Raw genomic sequence first — 15,150 nt, 5'->3', positions numbered from 1 at the left:
TCTATCGTGAGTCCTGCGGATCGGAGGGCAGGAGGGGGCGCATGAAAGTGCGTTCGTAGCGAATGACGCATGAGCTGTCGTCACGCACGGCATCAGCGGCAATGAATTCCGGGTCCTGACCGAAGAGCATCCGGTAGCGCTCGTAGGAGGCAAGGTCAGGGAAGCTGAACAGCGCAAGCGCCTTGTCGCTGGCGCCTTCGCCGGGCAGATAGTAGCCGTGGTGCGTTCCGCCGTGCCGGTTCACCAGATCGATCCAACGACGCGCGAACTCTTCGAATGCGTCGATCTTTGCGGGGTCGATGGTGTAGTCGATGACACAGGTGATCATCGGGCTCCTTTGTGAAGGTGGGTGGGATGCTCGTCGTCGGTCGCCGACTCAAGCCTTTGCCTGACACTGTCGCACTGTGATGGAGCGTGGCCAGGACCCCTTCATGGTCGTAACACGGTGGCTGAAGGCTGACTGGTGTTTACGTGTGGAGCTCGACGTGTTCGCTTCTACCGCTACGGACGAAGGTCCAGGCGGACATGCGGGGACAGGGCGCGGAGGAAGTCGGGCGCGTCGAACAACTTGCCGGGAGAGGCGACACCGGCCGTCCGTGTCTTTCCCATGAGGATGCGGTCCACGGCTTCCACCACGATCGGTGCAGTGACGGCGTAGATGTCCTGGCCCTGCGCGATGGCACGCCGTTCGCTGGTGCCGGAACGGACGATGACGTCTACGAGGAAGGTCTGCGCGGATCGCCCACGTTCATCGGTCGCGGCCGGCGGCGGCGTGTCCGCGTTCAACACGTCCCGGGCCGCGTCGATCGTCATGTAGTTGTGGACGTCGCGGATGGACAGATGACTGGGAACGGTGACGACGTCGGCCATCGTGAATCCCCCGACCACGGCCCGGGGGCCCACCGGGGCAGGGAAGGGCCACTCCAATGCCGGCAGGTCGTCCTGGTGGTACTCCAACTGTCCGTTCGCGTATCGGATACGCCGCCCGCTTCGTCGTTGCTGGGACACGGCGCCGGCGGCACGCGTCCCGGGGGTTGGGTGCCAGTTGCTCAGGCCGTATGCGATGTGTGCCTCGTCCGCCGCCTCCCAGTCGCCCATCGCAGCGGTGGTCAGCAAGTCACTGAGGCCTCCGAAGAAGCCCATTGCAGGGACGATCACAACGCCTGCGGCTTGGGCGTGGTCGGCGAAGTGTGTGAACGTATCGAGGGTGGCCTCGATCTCGCCTGTCACATCCAGGTAGGGGATTCCGGCGCGCAAGGCCGCTTCGATCACGGGCGGGGCCGTCGTGGCAAAGGGCCCAGCACAGTTGATCACGGCGTCCGCGCCGGCCAGGGCACGGTCCAGCGAGGCCGGGTCGTCGATCGAAGCCGGCCGAGTGTCCAGCTCGGCGTATGAGGTCGCCAGCTCTTTGAGCTTGTTCGCGTCGCGCCCGGAAAGAACGGGGACAAATCCTCGATCCCGCAATTGCGCTACGACGAATTTTCCGGTGTGCCCGTAGGCACCGAACACCGTCACCGTGGGCCCACTCATGATTCTCCCGTGCTCAAGATCTGCTGTGATGGATCGCAATCATCCTGCTGGAGGGTGGATGTCCCAGACGAGTGTCTGGAACGCCATGGCTCGTACAATTCCAGACATGAACACTGTCGCGCTGGCCGTCACTGACGGCATGCTGCACTTCGAGCTCTCCGTGGCGTACGAGGTCTTCAGCACCGACATGACGGACGTGGTCGATCCGTGGTACAGCGCAGTCGTCTGCGGCCCAGCACCCGTGCGATTCGGCCGGTTCCTGATTGAGCCCGATCACGGCCTCGATCATCTTTCGACCGCTCACACCGTGATCGTCCCTGGCTGGGCCGATATCAACGAGGACCCGCCCACCGACCTGGTCGACGCGGTGCGTGCTGCGCATGAAGCCGGCGCACGCGTTGCCTCCCTGTGCACGGGTGCGTTCGTGTTGGCCGCCGCGGGCCTGTTGGACGGCCGTCGGGCAACCACTCACTGGGCGCACGCTCGCGCCCTGGCTGCGCGTTACCCTCAGGTGACGGTGGACCCCGACGTTCTCTACGTGGACAACGGCAGCGTCTTGTCCTCCGCCGGCAAGGCCGCCGCCATGGACCTGTGCCTGCACCTCGTCCGCCTCGACCACGGTTCGTCGATCGCCAACTCGATCGCCCGCCGGTTGGTCGTGCCACCGCACCGGGACGGCGGCCAAGCCCAATTCGTGACCACTCCGGCCCCTGCCCCGAAGAACCATCCTCTTGCCGAACTGCTCCCCTGGGCCATCGAACGGCTGGACCAACCGCTGACCGTCGAGGATCTCGCTCGACAGGCGCGCATGAGCTCGCGCAGTCTGAGCCGCCACTTCAGGTCCGTGACCGGAACCACTCCCCTGCAATGGCTGCTGACCCAACGGATCCTTCACGCCCAGGAGTTGCTGGAAACCACCGACAGCGGCATCGAAACCATCGCCGCGGCCACCGGGATGGGCACCGGCGCATCGTTGCGCCGGCACTTCCATCGCACGGTCGGCGTACCTCCGGACGCCTACCGCCGCACGTTCCGCTCCAAGGCGTGCTCCGCTGGTCCTGTTTGACATGTCGTCCGGTGCTCCGGCGACCCGCGGCTTCGAGTGAGTGTCCGGACGGTCTGCCGGCGGGGCCGTCCAGCCGATCTGTCGTCTCTGGCGCCGAAGTGCGGTCGCCTCCTGTCGGCCCATGGCGCTCACCGGCCATGGCTGCAGCGCCGGCCTGCGGGTGGTCCGGATGCGGCGGTCTCATCGGCGAGCTCTGCGAGCATCGGGCCGATGCGGGTGGCGAGTTCGGGTGCGGATCGACGCAGCTCATCCGTGGCGACGGCGATGGTCACAGCCAGAGCACGGTTGAGTTCGGATGCGTTGGTGGAGGTGACGAGGGTTGCTTCCATGTCCGCCATGAGTTCGTCCGGCAGGAGATGGGCACCCTTGGCGTAGGAGTCGGGCAGGCCCAGGCGCAGGCTTGCCAGCGTGATCACATGGTCACGCATGGCGCTGATCCAGTGCTCCGCCTGCCACCAGCGGTTGCGATGGATGCAGAGTCGGGCATGCAGGGCGTGATGCCAGACGAGCCCGACGAGGGTGTTGCGGTCAGGGAGCGAGAAGGAATCGACCGGCTGTTCCTGACCGAAGAGGGTTCGCCACTGCGGGCCGCGCGGACCGAAGTCGCCTTCGGGAGCGAACGTCAGATCGATCTCGATCCATTGAGACAGGAGGAAGACGCGGATCCTGCTCGCCCCGGCAGGTAGATCCCAGTGGTGCTGGGCGTTGAGCTTCTCGTAGAGCCACCGGGTCCACCGGTCCAGCGTGGTGGTGAGGTCGCCGCGGACGGCGAGCACAAGGTCCGTGTCCGACCAGCGGTCTTCGGCGTCGACGGCCAGCGAGCCGGTGTAGGCGGCACCCACGATGGCGTCATCCGCCTCCGCGTACGCGAGGAGGCGCTCTCGGACCCCTGTGCGATCTGCGACGGTGAACAAGGCACAACTCCTCTCGATTCGAGCCGACTCGGACTTGTGGGGCCAGGGGCAGAGGCTAGGGGCTGGAACCGATCGTGGCCCGGCCGGACTGCGTGCGGCTCGACACGGGGCACTGCTCGAACAGCCGGATACCACCGGAACTCGTGGGCGACGGCCGCCGGCGCCTTACCCCAATACAGTCCTGCACTACGACCGTTGTCGTTCCCTCCACTTCTGCCCTCATGGCGCTTTGAGTCGTGGGTCAGTTTGCCGTCACGGTCTTCCCCACTGCGGCGAGGAGGACGTGTGCTTGCTCACGAGCATGGCCGATCGGGTCCGGGAAGATGTTCAGGCCGTGGGCGACGAGTGCACCCTCGTGCAGCAGCATGAGGGTTCGCCCCAGCTGGTCGGCCCGGTCCGAGGCGATGCCCTTGGCGAGGCCGGTGAACAGGGCGAGCATCCAATCCTTTTGTCCGCTGATGATCGGGTGCGCCGGATGGGACGCATCGCTGATCTCGGCGTGGGCATTCACCATGCTGCACCCCTTGGGACTGTTCTGCCGCGCCCAGGCGGTCGAGGCATCGAAGACGGCCAGTACCCGTGCCGACGGCTCCGGCTGTGCGGCGTCGAGACGCTCGGTGAGGAAGGCCCGCCACCGTTCATCGCGATCCGCCAGGTACTCCACGACGACCTGCTCCTTGGAGCCGAATCGGTCGTAGAGGGTCTTCTTCGTGACCCCGGCTTCGGCGGCGATCAGATCGACGCCGACGGCGTGGATTCCACGCTCGTAGAACAGCCTCGCCGCGGCCTCCCGGATGCGCAGGGCCGCAGGCGTCATCGTGACGCGTCGTGGTTGCACCGTAGGTCCCATGCCCATGGAGTTTACCGATCTGTATAGTCGGCCGGGTGAGCAAGTATACAGATCGGTATAGTGGAGATGGGCCATGAACGTCTTGCTTTCGGCGGCCTTCGTGCTCTGCTGGAGCTCCGGTTTCATCGGGGCCAAGCTCGGCGCGGGAAGCGCATCCGCCGTCACGATCTTGATGTGGCGATTCGTGCCGCTCGCTGTCGCCCTGTCACTGCTTGCAGCGGTCCGGACGTCGTGGCGGGGCCTCGCACTGCGGGACGCGGCTCGGCAGGCCGCGATCGGAGTCCTGTCGCAAACCGGCTATCTGCTCACCGTGTACTACGCAATCCAACTCGGGGTTTCCAGCGGCACCACCGCTTTGATCGACGGTGTCCAGCCCCTTGTCGCCGGAGCACTTGCCGGCCCGCTCCTGCATCAGTACGTCTCACGCCGACAGTGGCTTGGCCTGTGCATTGGGCTGAGTGGCGTCGTCGTCGTCACCAGAGCCGATGCCGCGGCGGGTGACGGCGTGGTCTGGTGGGCCTACGCCATGCCTTTCCTCGGCATGCTCTCGCTGGTGGCGGCGACGTTCCTCGAAGGCCGCTCCCGGACCCGGGTGGCACCCACGGTAGCGCTGACCACGCACTGTCTGACCAGCGCCGGCGTCTTCACCGCCCTCGCCATGAGTACGGGAGACGCAAGACCTCCCGCTGAGATCACGTTCTGGGCCTCGATCGCCTGGCTCATCCTCTTGTCCACTTTCGGCGGGTACGGACTGTACTGGATCATCTTGCGGCGATCGGGAGTCACCAAGGTGAATACTTTGATGTTCCTCATGGCTCCTGTAACGGCCGTGTGGGGAGCCTTGATGTTCGGTGAACCGTTCGGCCCTCAGACCGTCCTCGGTCTCGTCGCGGGTCTCGCAGCAGTCGCTGTCGTTCATCGCGGCGAGCCGTCGTCGCCTCGTGACCGTGACCGTGGGCAACAGGCCACCAGGGTCGAAGAGTCAAGGGCAGCCTGACGTCGGACACCGCTCGGGCCTCATCTCGCCGGACTCACGTCCAGGGCCCACGGGTTCACGCCCTGTGCCGGATCCGCACATGACGCTGAGTAGCTGTGGTTGTACTCCGGGGTCACCACGAGGAAGGCGTCCGCGCCTTCGAGCACCGACGCGGCGCCGCCATGCCAGCCGGGGGTGGTTGTCTCCCGCGAACTTCGGCGATGCCGCGGGCAGTGAGAGCGGGATGTCGATCTCGGCAAGGCCAACCACGTACGCGTCGCAGCCGGCGGATGGCCCGCCGGCTCAACTGCTTCAGCGGTACGGTCTTCTCGGCACTCACCCTCCGGCTTGCCGCCACACCGAACCAGTCCAGCAGGTTGCAGCAACTCCATCATGAGACGCAGACCCATGGCCTGCCGTGCCCGCACCTACAACCTCAGCAACCGCGCACGTGCAGCCCGAACCCCCTGCGGCCCGCGGGCTCCAGTCCCTCCTTCAGGTGCAGAGAGGGAATCTCGTAGTCGCCGAAGTTCTGCGGCCGGAACGCGATCGGCTCGGTCGAATCCAGGGTGAGCAGGCGCTGCTCCCATGCCTTGGCGACGTCCGCGTAGTCCTCGTCGGTCATCCGGTCGGTTCCGTACAGCACGAACGGCGGCAGCACCTCGATACCCGGGTAGTAGAGGATGCCGTGGTGGATCGGGAACAACAGATCGTCAATGGGGCCGTTGATCCCGCGAGCGGCGTAGTGCGACTCCGGTCCGCCGGCGGTCACCGACAGCAGAGCCTTCCTGCCCGAGAGGGTGCCTTCGCCGAAGCGCTCGCCGTACTTGGTGTCGCTGTGCTCGCCGACGCCGTACGCGAAGCGGTAGGTGAACACCCGGTCCACCCAGCCCTTGAGAATCGCGGGCATCGAGTACCACCACAGCGGAAACTGGAAGACGATCGTGTCGGCCCAGAGCAGCTTCTCCTGCTCGGCGAGGACATCCGGGGTGAGCGTCCCGGCCTCGAAGGCCTGGCCCGAGTCCAGGGCGACCTTCAGCGGACTTGAAGCGTGGGAGCCGTAGTCCGCGGCATCGACGACCGTCTTCCAGTTCATCGCGTACAGATCGCTCACCCGTACTTCGTGCCCGGCGTTCTCCAGCGTGGACACCGCGAGGTCCTTCAGTGAGCTGTTGAGCGACCGCGGCTCCGGGTGGGCGTGGACGATCAGCGTCTTCATGGGAACTCCTTCGGATCGGCTGCCTTCGATCCTGGGCGCTGCGGCGCCCGACGTTCAGGGGCGGCACTTCCGTCGGATGGGACTTCCTGGTACTGGCAGGACCACCTTCACGTGCAACATCGAGGTCATACTGGGTACATGGACGATCTTGCGGGCTTCCTGCGAACCCGGCGTTCCAGGGTCGATCCGGCGGCCGCCGGCATCACCACCGACAGCCGCCGCCGGGTCGAAGGGCTGCGCCGCGAAGAGGTGGCGCACCTGTCCGGAGTCAGCGTCGACTACTACGTACGCCTGGAGCAGGGCCGGGCGACGCAGCCCTCCGAGCAGGTCCTCGACGCGCTCGCACGCGTTCTCGACCTCGACGAGACCGAACGTGGACACCTCTACCGACTCGCTCGGCAGCGCCGCCGTCGCACGAAGGTGCCTGGCGGGCGCGTCCGGCCGGAGCTCCTGCGTGTTCTCGACCTGGTCCCCGACGCACCCGCGCTGATCATGGACCATCGCCTGGACGTACTCGCCGGCAACCGGCTTGCCGGGCTCCTCTACGGCAGGCCGATGCCGGGCCTGAACACCGCCCGGCACCTCTTCCTCGAGGAGGCCGAGCGCGGTCTTTACGCGGACTGGGAGACGTGCACCCTCGACGCGGTCGGGCACCTGCGCCTGGGCGTCGGCAAATACCCCGACGACCCTCGACTGGCCTCGCTCATCGGCGAGTTGGCCATGGGCAGCGAGCGCTTCCGCCGGCTCTGGGCTCGCGCTGACGTACGGGCTCGCACACATGGGCGCAAGGCGTACCGGCACCCGCTGGTCGGACTGCTGGAACTCCATCAGGAGAACTTCGCACTACCCGACGAATCAGGCCTAGAGTTGCTGGTGCTTTCCGCGGCCCCCGGCAGCCCCGCCGAGGACGGGCTGCGCCTGCTGTCGGGCCTGGGCGCGGACACCCGCGACACGCATCCCACAGTGAACGCGCCGGTCCGCGAATAGATCGACAACGCGCACCCACCGCCGGGATCGCCTCAACACACTGCCACCCTTCCGGACCCCAGCGGCCTGCTTCTACGGCCGGTGACACCCTTCTTACCCGATGCCCCAAGTGCGCGAGACGCTCGACGATCGCGGCAAAGTAGCGGGCGGCGCAGGTTTTACGACGGTCCTGGAAGCCCGACGAGGGTCCGCGCCGAACGCCGCCGGCACGGACCCTCTGCCTGACTGCCGCAAGCGCCAGTTCTAGCGAGGCATCGTGGCCAGCCACCCTTCGCAGGGCAGGACTTCGAACCCCCGGCTGGGGAAGACGACGTCCATGAAGAAGCTGTGCATTGCCGGATCGCCGTCGGCGCAACCGTCACGCAGCACTGTCACCTGGTAGCCGCGGTCCGCCGCGTCGTAGCACGTCGCGGCCACCATGGCGCTGGTCGCGACTCCGGCGATCGCCAGACTGTCGACGCCGCCGGCGCGGAGCACAAGGTCAAGGTCCGTGCCGGCGAACGCGCTGGCGCGGCGCTTCAGTACGACGACGTCCTCGTCGGCGACCGCCAGATCGAGCTCGGTTCCGGCCGATCCCTCATGGAAAGCGTCCCCCGCTTCGTAGAACGTCCTGAACAGCGCGTTTCCCGGCGGCAAGTCGGCTCCGTTGCCGCGGACGGCGAAGTGCACAAACACAACGAGAGCACCGGCGGCACGAGCACCGGGGAGCAGTTCGGTGATCGGTGGCAGGACTTGCCTGGTGAAGGGGTAGCTGCTCGTGATGCCTCGCTGGAGGTCGCCGATGATCAAGGCTGTAGTCACAACAAACTCCTGTCCAGCCGCTTCATCCGGCGCCCCATGGTGAGCACGACAGCCGGTCCGGCGGCCATGATGATGTGATGGCCAACAGTGCTTGGGTGAAGCTTCCTCGCGATCACGATGGTCCCGGTGGAACAGGGCTCGATGATGCCTGATGAAGTTGCCGGCGGACTTGAAGCAGAGCGATTCCACAAGTCAGGGCTACTTCGGTCAGGGCGAAGCGTCCCTGTCCCCTTGCCGTCAAGTGCGCTCTAAGCCCTAACCTGACCCTCAGCCACCTCACCTGTGACGGAGCACCTGTATGCGCTATCGCGTCCTCGGCAAGACCGGCATCGAGGTCAGCGCCCACTGCCTCGGCACGATGATGTTCGGTGCCTTCGGCAACCCCGACCACGAAGACAGCGCACGCATCATCCATGCCGCGCTCGACGCCGGCATCAACTTCGTGGACACCGCCGACATGTACTCGGCCGGCGAATGCGAGGAGATCGTCGGCAAGTCGCTCAAGGGCAGGCGCGACGACGTCGTACTGGCCACCAAGGTGCACTTTCCGCTGGCAGAGGGACGAAACCGCGGCGGAAATTCGCGCCGCTGGATCCTCAAGGCCGTCGAGGACAGCCTGCGACGCCTCAACACGGACTGGATCGACCTCTACCAGGTGCACCGCCCCGACCACACCACCGACATCGAGGAAACGCTGTCGGTGCTCAGCGACCTCGTGACGGCAGGCAAGATCCGGACGTTCGGGTGCTCCACGTTCCCCGCGGAAGACCTCGTCGAGGCTCACCATGTCGCGGAGCGGCGCGGACTGATGCGACTGCGCACGGAGCAGCCGCCGTACTCGATTCTCGCGCGCGGCATCGAACGGTCCGTACTGCCCACCGCGCAGCGCCTGGGCATGGGAGTACTGACCTGGTCACCGCTCGCCTCGGGATTCCTGTCCGGCGCCCTGCGTGCGGGCAAGCCCGTCGACCTCACCGCCGGCCGCGCCAAACGCACGCCACACCGCTTCGACCCCGCGCTCCCCGGCAACGCCGCGAAATTCGCGGCCGTCGAACAACTCGTCACTCTCGCTGAGGAGTTGGGCTGCACCCTGCCGGAACTCGCCGTCGCCTTTCCTCTGGTGCACCCGGCCGTCACATCGGTGATCATCGGTCCGCGCACCATGGACCAGCTCACCTCGCTCCTCAAGGGAGCCGATCTGCTGCTCGACGACGCGGTCCTCGACCGTATCGACGAGATCGTGGCGCCTGGCACCGATCTCTACCAGGCCGACGGTGTCTGGCAGCCGCCGTCACTCACCGATCGCGCGTGGCGCAGGCGTCCCGTTGTGGAGCGGGCGGCCGCGGACTGAGCCGCAGGGTGGTGGTGCGGGTGGTGTCGACCGCTGCGGCCCCTCGGGGCGGCTGGGTTGCCACGCAGTCGGGGCCCGCCGTTGCCGCGTTCTGCTGATGCCTCGGCACCTGAAGGAAGGGGCCGAGGCATGACTACGCCGCCGGAACCGACGATGCGATGAAGTCACCGGGGCTTCGGTGTCAGTCGCCTTCAGCAGGTGGCAGCAGTTCTTCCAGGGCCGCGCGAGCTTCGCCTATCCGCATCTTCCAGGCCACGCCGCGCAGGGTGGCGAAGTCCTCCACGACCACGGGCTCGGCGCCGCTCACGCAGTATCCGTAGACCGAGGATGCGATGTCCTCGGCGAGGAGGTGGTCGTAGTGGAACGAGCCCTCGAAGCCGGCCCAGGCCACGGCCCGGCCGTCCGCACACAGACGGCGCAGGGCCTCGCACGTGTAGGTGGACAGCGCGAGAGAGGTGTCGCGGAAGGTGAGGTCGTACGACATCAGGCCGAGCGACGCGATCGCTGCCGGCTGGTCCATCAGCACGAAAGGGTGCACCTCGTCGGGCACGAGTCCCGCGAGGTGGAACGCCTCCGGCGGCAGCGGTTCGTTGCCCGCGCCGATGACGAATACGGTCACCATGGCGGAACCCATGAGGCAGAGTCCTTCATGTACCTCGTTGATGGGGATCCCCTCCTGGTGTGCGCGGCCTGGTCTCCTCATCTTCGCAGGGAGAACGACACGCGCCCGGACCACCTGTCCCGCACCGACGGCCGATGCCACCGCCGGCGCACGCCACCCCAGAGACCCTGGATGGTCAACTCTCAGTCGAGGCGGCCGCGACGGCGGTCTGGAGTCGATTGCACGGGTCTTGCCGGTGGGTGACCATCGTCGGATGGAAGCGGATGATGGCTGGAAGCTGGTGCGGGTGGTGCAAACGTGTGCCGCCTGCCCGTCGCAATGGGATGCCTGGACGGCAGACGGCCAGTACTTGTATCTCCGATATCGGCATGGTGAAGGCTGCGTCGAGTGGCATCCTGGCCCCGATGTCGACACGCCGGAGTCCTGGAACGAGGGCCTCTCGGGGCTCCTGGTCGAATGGGACGACGGCACGGACAGTGGTGTCATCAACCTTGAGGACTTCCTCGTGGCAGCCGGTTTGGTTTTGGCGCCTGGTGCGTCGGTGAGTTGAGGTCGTGGCACGCGGTCATGTGCGGAACCAGGTGCCGAGGGCGGCGGCGACGGCGGTGACCAGGAAGACCTACGCGCGCTTCTCGAAGCGGATCGCTACCGCTCGGTGGTGGCTCATTGCAGGATCGTCAAGAACACCCCCATCAGGCATCCGAGATCGAGTGGTTGAGTCCGTCCTTCGCGCCGGCCCCGTTGGGCTGGCAACTGCCCGTCTGTTCGGGGTCCGGCCTCGGCGCGGGGGCCGGCTTCCTCGACCAGCGGGCGGAGCCGGGTCTCTTGACGGTGCCCGGTGGCCAGTTCGAGAATGACACGTCATTCCGTGTTCCGCCGACGTGAGAGGAGCCCCCGTGCCCGAAGGTGTGGTCGACAAGCGGGAGGCGATCCTGCGCGCCGCGGGAAAGGTATTCGCCGAACGCGGCTACCACGCGACCGGCATCTCCGACATCGCGCGGGAGCTCGGCGCCGGACACGGCACGTTCTACCGTTACTTCAAGAACAAGGAGGACATCGCGCGGAGCGTGGTGTCGCGGGCGCTCGGCCGGATATCGGACGCGCTGTCCGACGAAGACCCCGGTTCCGCGGAGACCCTGTCGCAGTACCGGGAGCAGGTCAGACGGATCGGCCGAAAGTTGTTCGAACTCGTCGTTGCGGAACCCGAGTTGGGCCGCATTCTGTTCTACGACGCGATAGCCATCGACCGCGCCGAACCCGACCTCGCGGGCCAGGCCATGGAGGCGGCGGCCGCGTACACGGCCGCGTTCATCCGCAACGGCCAGGACCGTGGCTTCCTGCGTCGCGATCTGGACGCCCACGTGGTCGGGCTCGCGGTGAACGGGATGATCGTGACCGGAGCCGTACGCCTGCTGCACGTGCAGGACCCGGCCGGCATGGGTCAGCCGTGGATCCACACGGTGGAAACCCTCATGTTCGACGGCCTCGGCTCCTCCTGAGCCGCAGGCCCGCACGACTGTTCCTTTTTCTGCCTTCGAAGCGGAATGACGTGTCATTCCGGAATGGAGAGCACGATGGTCCAGGTCGACGTCTTCTGGTCGTACGGCATCGGCGCGAGCTTCGCGACCGCCGCCGCGTACCGGCTCGCCAATAGGCCCGGTTCGCCCCACCACCGCGTCCTTCGGTGGTCGGACCCGTATCTCATGGGTACCGTCCTGTACTGCTCACTGCTGTTCGCGCCCAGCGGCGTATGGCTGCTCTGGGGCTTCCCGGACTGGGAGACGATGCAGGTGGCGCGTGGACACGAAGTGCTGCCCGCCTGGCTGGTCGCCCTGTTCGCGGCGACCAACGTGAGCCAGGGCCTGCTCGGATACTGGGTCGCGGCGCGGCTGATCGCGGCCGGCCGCGTGTACGCCGCCTTCCTCCAGGCCGGAGTGGGCTACCTCGGAATGTTCTTCATTCTCGTCCACGGCTGGGACGGGCGCGGGTACCAGCGGTTCTTCTCGGCCGACCGGAAGACCTTCGCGGCCTGGCCGGAGCACCCGGGCTTCGGGCAGGCCCTGACGCGTGTCGGCGACTGGCTGTCTTCGCCGGTCGCGCTGACGCTGTACGGGATGGGAGCTGTCCTGGTCCCCGTGATGCTGAAAGCGATCGTCTCCTGGCTCGGCTCGGGCCGGCATGAGCCGGGCAGCGGTGCGGCACCCGGGCACGTCCGCATCGTGCTCGCGGTGCTGAGTGCCGTCTTCGGCGTGGCGCTCGGCAGTGCCGTAGCCTCAAGTGTTCTGATCCACCTGCTGGGTTGGTGGCTCGGTGTGCCCGCAGCGGTGGCCCTCATCGCCCTGGCAGTCGTCCGGCGTGGGACGGGTGCGGCCCACCGCGCCTTCGGGCTGCTGGCCCTGCCCGACGTCCACGGTGGCCGCCCGCGGCAGGTGCCGTCGGCCGGCTGACGGCGTCGCGCAGGACATCACCCGGGCCGGCTCCTGGACGGCGCCGAGCCCGGGGGCGGCGCAGCGTCATTGCGGTGAGGCGTCCAGGCGCGTGGCCGATGGCTCCAGTCGGACGACGATGCCCTTCGAGGTCGGCTGGTTGCTGGCCTCGGCCACGCTCTCCAGCGGCACCAGAACCTGGGTCTCGGGGTAGTACGCGGCGGCGCAGCCCAGCGAAGTCGGATAAGGGACCACCACGAAGCCCTCCGCGCGACGCTCCACATCGTCGGTCCACACGCTCACCAGGTCCACCGACTGTCCTTCGCGAAGACCGAGTTCGGTGAGGTCCGCGGGGTTGACCAGCACGACGCGACGGCTGCCGTGGATGCCCCGGTAGCGGTCGTTGTTCGTGTACGGGATGGTGTTCCACTGGTCGTGGGAGCGCAGGGTCTGCAGCAGCAGGTGCCCGTCGGGGGCCTGCGGCATGGCCCAGGCGTTGCAGGTGAACATGGCCTTGCCGGTGGCGGTGGCGAAGACGCCCTCGTTGACCGGGTTCGGCAGTCTGATGCCGCCCGGCCGGACCACGCGCCGGTTGAAGTCGTGCAGCCCCGGCACGACGTGCGCGATCCGGTGGCGGATCGTTCCGTAGTCGGTCTCGAACTGCTTCCAGGGGATGTCGGTCTTGCCGTCGAGGGTGTGACGTGCGAGCCGGCACAGGATGGCGATCTCGCTGAGCAGCAGTGTGGAGGCCGGCTCCAGGCGCCCTCGGGAGGTGTGCACCTCGCTCATCGAGTTCTCGACGGTGACGAACTGCTCTCCGCACGGCTGGACGTCCCGTTCGGTGCGGCCCAGGGTCGGCAGGATGAGTGCGGTTCCGCCGCAGACCGTGTGGGACCTGTTGAGCTTGGTGGAGATGTGGGCGGTCAGGCGACATCGCCGCATGGCCTCCTCGGTGACCGTGCTGTCGGGCGCGGCCCGGACGAAGTTGCCGGCGAGCGCCAGGAAGACCTTGATGCGGCCCTCTTGCATGGCTTTGATCGAGTTCACGGAGTCCAGGCCGTGGGCGCGTGGCGGGTCGAAGCCGAACACCTGCTGCAGCGCGTCCAGGAACGAGTCCGGCATCTGCTCCCAGATGCCCATGGTGCGGTCGCCCTGCACATTGCTGTGTCCGCGCACCGGGCAGGCTCCGGCTCCGGGCCTGCCCAGGTTGCCGCGCAGCAGCAGGAAGTTGACGATCTCCCGGACGGTGGGGACACCGTGCCGATGCTGGGTCACGCCCATGGCCCAGCAGACGATGACGCGTTCACTGCGCAGGACGTCGTCCCGTACGCCCTCGATCTCTTCACGGGTGAGTCCGGTCGCGGGGAGGATCTGGTCCCAGCCGATGCCGCGGGCGTGCTGGGAGAACTCCTCGAAGCCGCTGGTGCTGGAGCGGATGAAGTCGTGATCGAGCACGCTGCCCGGCCGGGCGTCCTCCGCTTCCAGCAGCAGCCTGTTGAGCCCCTGGAACAGTGCGAGGTCGCCGCCGCTGCGGATGTGCAGGAACCGGTCGGCGATCTGGGTGCCGTGTCCGACGACCCCGCGTGCTTGCTGCGGGTTCTTGAACCGCAGCAGCCCGGCTTCCGGCAGCGTGTTCACCGCGATGATACGGGCGCCGTTGCGCTTGGCCTCCTCCAGGGCGGAGAGCTGGCGCGGATGGTTGGTGCCCGGATTCTGCCCCACCAGGAAGATCAGGTCGGCGTGGTGCAGGTCGTCCAGGCTCACCGTTCCCTTGCCCGTGCCCAGGGTCTCGTGCAGCGCGGTGCCACTGGACTCGTGGCACATGTTGCTGCAGTCGGGCAGGTTGTTGGTGCCGAACGCCCTGGCGAAGAGCTGCAGGACGAAGGCTGCCTCATTGCTGGCCCGGCCCGAGGTGTAGAAGCACGCCTCGTCGGGCGACTCCAGCGAGTTCAGCTCAGCGGCGATCAGATCGAAGGCGTCACGCCAGCTGATCGGTTCGTAGTGGTCCGACTCCGCCCGTTTGACCATCGGCTCGGTGAGCCGACCCTGCTGGTTCAGCCACAGATCCGATTGCCGTCCCAGCTCGGAGACCGGATGCCGCCGGAAGAAGTCGGCGCTGATGCGGCGCGTCGTCGCCTCGTCGTTGATGTGCTTGGCACCGTTCTCGCAGTACTCGTTGCGGTGCCTGTGACCGGGAGCGGGATCCGCCCAGGCGCAGCCGGGACAGTCGATGCCGTCCACCTGGTTCATGGTCAGCAGCGTCACTCCGGTCCGCCGGACCGACGTCTCCTCGAGGGAGTACTCCAGCGCGTGCCTCACCGCGGGCACTCCCGCGGCCCACGTCTTGGGCGCAGTCACGCTGAGTGCGTCATCCGGCTCATCTCGCGGGGCCTTCTTCATGAGGTTGC

Annotated in this window: 15 protein-coding genes and 1 pseudogene; 7 read left to right on the top strand and 9 right to left on the bottom strand. The window is 67.1% G+C overall.

Going from position 1 to position 15,150, the window contains the following annotated elements:
* Position 1: 1 nt before the first annotated feature.
* Together ABEB03_RS22210 and ABEB03_RS22205 are read right to left on the bottom strand one after the other, a co-directional pair.
* Entirely contained in the window at positions 2-328 is a 327-nt protein-coding gene (locus ABEB03_RS22210) for an NIPSNAP family protein (protein ID WP_345651980.1), read from the bottom strand.
* 173 nt (positions 329-501) lie between these two features.
* On the bottom strand, positions 502-1,530 hold the full coding sequence (locus tag ABEB03_RS22205) for a saccharopine dehydrogenase family protein (RefSeq protein ID WP_425589281.1): 1,029 nt from the start codon (positions 1,528-1,530) through the stop codon (positions 502-504).
* 106 nt (positions 1,531-1,636) lie between these two features.
* Here ABEB03_RS22205 and ABEB03_RS22200 point away from each other — a divergent pair, with 106 nt between their 5' ends.
* On the top strand, positions 1,637-2,596 hold the full coding sequence (locus ABEB03_RS22200) for a helix-turn-helix domain-containing protein (protein WP_345651977.1): 960 nt from the start codon (positions 1,637-1,639) through the stop codon (positions 2,594-2,596).
* A gap of 128 nt (positions 2,597-2,724) precedes the next feature.
* On the opposite strand, the gene ABEB03_RS22195 is transcribed toward ABEB03_RS22200, so the two are convergent.
* Together ABEB03_RS22195 and ABEB03_RS22190 are read right to left on the bottom strand one after the other, a co-directional pair.
* Entirely contained in the window at positions 2,725-3,438 is a 714-nt protein-coding gene (locus ABEB03_RS22195; protein ID WP_345651974.1) for a hypothetical protein, read from the bottom strand.
* Between the two features lie 313 nt (positions 3,439-3,751).
* The gene (locus ABEB03_RS22190; protein ID WP_345652691.1) at positions 3,752-4,327 is read right to left on the bottom strand and encodes a TetR/AcrR family transcriptional regulator; all 576 of its coding nucleotides are present in this window, start codon (positions 4,325-4,327) and stop codon (positions 3,752-3,754) included.
* 106 nt (positions 4,328-4,433) lie between these two features.
* Here ABEB03_RS22190 and ABEB03_RS22185 point away from each other — a divergent pair, with 106 nt between their 5' ends.
* A complete protein-coding gene (locus tag ABEB03_RS22185; protein ID WP_345651971.1) occupies positions 4,434-5,357 on the top strand; it encodes a DMT family transporter in 924 nt (307 codons plus the stop codon).
* A gap of 80 nt (positions 5,358-5,437) precedes the next feature.
* On the opposite strand, the pseudogene ABEB03_RS22180 reads toward ABEB03_RS22185, so the two are convergent.
* A pseudogene (locus ABEB03_RS22180) lies at positions 5,438-5,615 on the bottom strand (NAD(P)H-dependent oxidoreductase); the annotation flags it as partial.
* Between the two features lie 157 nt (positions 5,616-5,772).
* On the bottom strand, positions 5,773-6,555 hold the full coding sequence (locus tag ABEB03_RS22175; protein ID WP_345651968.1) for an NAD(P)H-dependent oxidoreductase: 783 nt from the start codon (positions 6,553-6,555) through the stop codon (positions 5,773-5,775).
* A gap of 138 nt (positions 6,556-6,693) precedes the next feature.
* Between ABEB03_RS22175 and ABEB03_RS22170 the strand changes: the two genes are divergently transcribed.
* On the top strand, positions 6,694-7,542 hold the full coding sequence (locus ABEB03_RS22170) for a helix-turn-helix transcriptional regulator (RefSeq protein WP_345651965.1): 849 nt from the start codon (positions 6,694-6,696) through the stop codon (positions 7,540-7,542).
* 243 nt (positions 7,543-7,785) lie between these two features.
* On the opposite strand, the gene ABEB03_RS22165 is transcribed toward ABEB03_RS22170, so the two are convergent.
* Positions 7,786-8,331 carry a cysteine hydrolase family protein gene (locus ABEB03_RS22165; protein WP_345651961.1) on the bottom strand — a complete coding sequence of 182 codons (546 nt, stop codon included), beginning with the start codon at positions 8,329-8,331 and terminating at the stop codon, positions 7,786-7,788.
* Between the two features lie 310 nt (positions 8,332-8,641).
* On the opposite strand from ABEB03_RS22165, the gene ABEB03_RS22160 reads away from it, so the two are divergent.
* Entirely contained in the window at positions 8,642-9,694 is a 1,053-nt protein-coding gene (locus ABEB03_RS22160; protein ID WP_345651956.1) for an aldo/keto reductase, read from the top strand.
* A gap of 181 nt (positions 9,695-9,875) precedes the next feature.
* Here the strand turns inward: ABEB03_RS22160 and ABEB03_RS22155 are convergent, their stop codons facing one another.
* Entirely contained in the window at positions 9,876-10,328 is a 453-nt protein-coding gene (locus ABEB03_RS22155; RefSeq protein ID WP_345651953.1) for a hypothetical protein, read from the bottom strand.
* A gap of 241 nt (positions 10,329-10,569) precedes the next feature.
* Between ABEB03_RS22155 and ABEB03_RS22150 the strand changes: the two genes are divergently transcribed.
* From ABEB03_RS22150 to ABEB03_RS22140, 3 genes are all read left to right on the top strand, one after another.
* Entirely contained in the window at positions 10,570-10,866 is a 297-nt protein-coding gene (locus ABEB03_RS22150; protein WP_345651949.1) for a hypothetical protein, read from the top strand.
* 346 nt (positions 10,867-11,212) lie between these two features.
* Positions 11,213-11,815, top strand: a complete 603-nt coding sequence (locus ABEB03_RS22145; protein WP_345651946.1) for a TetR/AcrR family transcriptional regulator — start codon at positions 11,213-11,215, stop codon at positions 11,813-11,815.
* A 63-nt stretch (positions 11,816-11,878) separates the two neighbouring features.
* Complete coding sequence (locus ABEB03_RS22140) at positions 11,879-12,763, top strand: hypothetical protein (RefSeq protein WP_345651943.1); 885 nt, start codon at positions 11,879-11,881, stop codon at positions 12,761-12,763.
* Between the two features lie 66 nt (positions 12,764-12,829).
* Here the strand turns inward: ABEB03_RS22140 and ABEB03_RS22135 are convergent, their stop codons facing one another.
* Positions 12,830-15,142: an FdhF/YdeP family oxidoreductase gene (locus ABEB03_RS22135; RefSeq protein ID WP_345651940.1), complete on the bottom strand. Its 2,313-nt coding sequence runs from the start codon at positions 15,140-15,142 to the stop codon at positions 12,830-12,832.
* Positions 15,143-15,150: the final 8 nt, after the last annotated feature.

The organism is Streptomyces siamensis, assembly GCF_039543605.1.
In the GTDB taxonomy this organism is placed as follows: domain Bacteria; phylum Actinomycetota; class Actinomycetes; order Streptomycetales; family Streptomycetaceae; genus Streptomyces; species Streptomyces siamensis.
This window is presented reverse-complemented; position numbering and strand designations above follow the sequence as displayed.

Bases quoted from the DNA above. Each gene is read 5' to 3' on its own strand.
- ABEB03_RS22150 (WP_345651949.1), top strand. From the start codon at position 10,570: ATGGAAGCGGATGATGGCTGGAAGCTGGTGCGGGTGGTGCAAACGTGT.
- ABEB03_RS22210 (WP_345651980.1), bottom strand. From the start codon at position 328: ATGATCACCTGTGTCATCGACTACACCATCGACCCCGCAAAGATCGAC.
- ABEB03_RS22185 (WP_345651971.1), top strand. From the start codon at position 4,434: ATGAACGTCTTGCTTTCGGCGGCCTTCGTGCTCTGCTGGAGCTCCGGT.
- ABEB03_RS22160 (WP_345651956.1), top strand. From the start codon at position 8,642: ATGCGCTATCGCGTCCTCGGCAAGACCGGCATCGAGGTCAGCGCCCAC.
- ABEB03_RS22205 (WP_425589281.1), bottom strand. From the start codon at position 1,530: ATGAGTGGGCCCACGGTGACGGTGTTCGGTGCCTACGGGCACACCGGA.
- ABEB03_RS22175 (WP_345651968.1), bottom strand. From the start codon at position 6,555: ATGAAGACGCTGATCGTCCACGCCCACCCGGAGCCGCGGTCGCTCAAC.
- ABEB03_RS22135 (WP_345651940.1), bottom strand. From the start codon at position 15,142: ATGAAGAAGGCCCCGCGAGATGAGCCGGATGACGCACTCAGCGTGACT.
- ABEB03_RS22155 (WP_345651953.1), bottom strand. From the start codon at position 10,328: ATGGGTTCCGCCATGGTGACCGTATTCGTCATCGGCGCGGGCAACGAA.
- ABEB03_RS22140 (WP_345651943.1), top strand. From the start codon at position 11,879: ATGGAGAGCACGATGGTCCAGGTCGACGTCTTCTGGTCGTACGGCATC.
- ABEB03_RS22170 (WP_345651965.1), top strand. From the start codon at position 6,694: ATGGACGATCTTGCGGGCTTCCTGCGAACCCGGCGTTCCAGGGTCGAT.
- ABEB03_RS22190 (WP_345652691.1), bottom strand. From the start codon at position 4,327: ATGACGCCTGCGGCCCTGCGCATCCGGGAGGCCGCGGCGAGGCTGTTC.
- ABEB03_RS22200 (WP_345651977.1), top strand. From the start codon at position 1,637: ATGAACACTGTCGCGCTGGCCGTCACTGACGGCATGCTGCACTTCGAG.